1 protein-coding gene is annotated in these 2360 nt (G+C 64.7%); it reads right to left on the minus strand.

The features are described from left to right. Positions 1-441: 441 nt before the first annotated feature. Positions 442-2199, minus strand: a complete 1758-nt coding sequence (locus VN779_RS25490; RefSeq protein WP_325727759.1) for an MFS transporter — start codon at positions 2197-2199, stop codon at positions 442-444. Between the last annotated feature and the right edge of the window lie 161 nt (positions 2200-2360).

Here is a 2360-nt window from a genome sequence, read left to right on the forward strand (position 1 = left end):
TAGCGAAACGTCATTCCGGAGCGCTAGCGTAAGATCATGACGGCTGATAGTGACGACGATATCGCCGCCGCGCCGGGGGTTACGGCCAACTTGGTTGACTAGCCCATGGCAGGGTGACGCTGATTCTGCGTACAACGAGAACTCCTGGCACGTAGCTCATAACCCAGAGATCGCAGGATCGGGCTTACTTCGACGTCGCGTCCGGGAAGCGGTCGCGGGCAATGTGGGCGCCGAGTTCAGGCTGGCAAGGGCACGGTGAGATCGACCGTAGCAGGCGAGGTGTCACGTCGCCGTCGGCGAGGTTGACGCCGCTTGTGAAGGCGCCGGGAAGGTTGGTCGCCGCAGCTGTGGTATTACCGCTCGATTGTGGCGGTGTACGAATCACGAAGAGACAGTTGGATGAGCGGTGAACTGCGGCGCGTGCTGAAGACGCTCGAAGGCTTAGTCGTCGCTGTCGTCGACGGTGCGCCCGGGGTTGACCCAGGAGACCGCCGCGCCGATGACCATCATCACCGCGGCGGTGGTGAACACCACGACCAACCCGTTGTGGAACGGCCCCGAGATCAACTGGGGGAAGAATTGTCTTCCGGTCAGCACGGCCGCGTTGACCCCGGGCTGCTGCAGGGCTCCGGAGGAGCCCAGCAGTTCGGCGATCGGGTTGTAACCCAAGAACGCCGCGAACAGACTGTCGACCGGAGGCAGGTTGGCCACGTGGTGGGCCACCGTCGCGGGTACGCCTTGCTGCTGCAGGCCGGCGCTGAGCGTGCCGGGTAGCGAGTGGGCCAGGCCGGCGATCATCAGTGAGAAGAAAATGCCGATCGATAGCGACATGCCGGCGTTGGTGACCGTCGCGCGGATACCCGAGGCGGCGCCACGCTCGGCGGCCGGCACGCTGGACATGATCGCCGCGGCGTTGGGCGCGGTGAAGATGCCGCCGCCCACGCCGTTGAGGAAGATCAGCACGGCGAACACCCGGTAGTCGAAGTCCACCGGTATCAGGGCCAGGGCCACGAACGTCATCGCCATCAACACCAGACCGCCGTCGGTGAACGGTCGGGAGCCGAAGCGGTCCGATAGCGTGCCCGACAGCGGGCCTGCCAGCAGGAAGCCCAGGGTCATCGGCAGCATGTAGATGCCCGACCACAGCGGCGTGGATTCAAAGCTGTAGCCGTGCAGCGGTAGCCAGATGCCCTGCAGCCAGATGATCAGCATGAACTGCAGGCCGCCGCGGCCGACGGAGGCCATCAGCCCGGCAAGGTTGCCCAGCGCGAAGGGCTTGGACCGGAACAGCCTGATGTCGAGCATGGGAGCGGGTGCGCGCGATTCGACAAAGTACAGCGTGACCAGTGCGACAACGGCCAGCGTGATCGAGCCGAGCACCAAGGGGTTGGTCCAGCCGGTGGGATGACCGCCGTAGGGCTGGATCCCGTAGGTGAGTGCGGCCAACAGCACGGTCAGGCCCACGCCGAAAAGCACTGTGCCGGGCCAATCGAGGCGAGCGGGAGTCTTGACGCCGACTTCACGCAGCGAGCGGAAACTCCACACCGTCCCGGCCACGCCCAGCGGTACGCCGACCCAGAAGACTGCGCGCCAATCCCATTCCGACAGCAGCCCGCCGATCAGCAGACCCAGAAACTGGCCGGCGATGGCGGCGACCTGGTTGACCCCCAGCGCCATCCCGCGCTGCCTGCTGGGGAACGCGTCCGTCAGGATGGCCGCCGAACAGGCCATCAGCATGGCCCCGCCGATGCCCTGGATGACGCGCCAACAAATCAGCCACACCGCGCCACCGCCGAGGTGAAACGGGTCGAACGACAACGCAATGGCGGCGACCGTGAAAATCGCGAAACCGAGGTTGTAGATGCGCACCCGGCCGAAGATGTCGCCGAGGCGCCCGAGCGGGAGGACGAGCACCGCGGTCACCACCAAGTAGCCCATCAGCATCCACAGCAGGTAGCTGACGTTTCCTGGCGCCAGCGGGTTCAGGCCGATGCCGCGGAAAATGGCCGGCAGCGAGATCAGCACGATCGAGGCATTGACGGAAGCCAGCAGCGCGCCCAATGTCGTGTTGGACAAGGCAACCCACTTGTAGCGGGGATGCCGCTGATCAATTCGCCTGCGGCGCCTCGCTTTTCCAGCTACCGCAACCTCTTTGGACTCCACAACGGGTGGATTCGAGGCGTCAATATCCCTCGTCATCAGTCATCGCTAATTTCGTTCGCCCCACAATCGGACCTCCGGTGGTCCACGACATTGGGCACACACCAGACCTAGCCAGCAAGGTTTTGGCTGACCGCGCCATCGTCTCGCCAACTTCGTCGGCAGCGCGCTGTTCGCAGGGACCAACACGTAGACCAATT

The sequence above is a fragment of the Actinocrinis sp. genome, from assembly GCF_035605935.1.
In the GTDB taxonomy this organism is placed as follows: Bacteria; Actinomycetota; Actinomycetes; order Streptomycetales; family Catenulisporaceae; genus Actinocrinis.

Bases quoted from the DNA above. Each gene is read 5' to 3' on its own strand.
- VN779_RS25490 (WP_325727759.1), bottom strand. From the start codon at position 2,199: ATGACGAGGGATATTGACGCCTCGAATCCACCCGTTGTGGAGTCCAAA.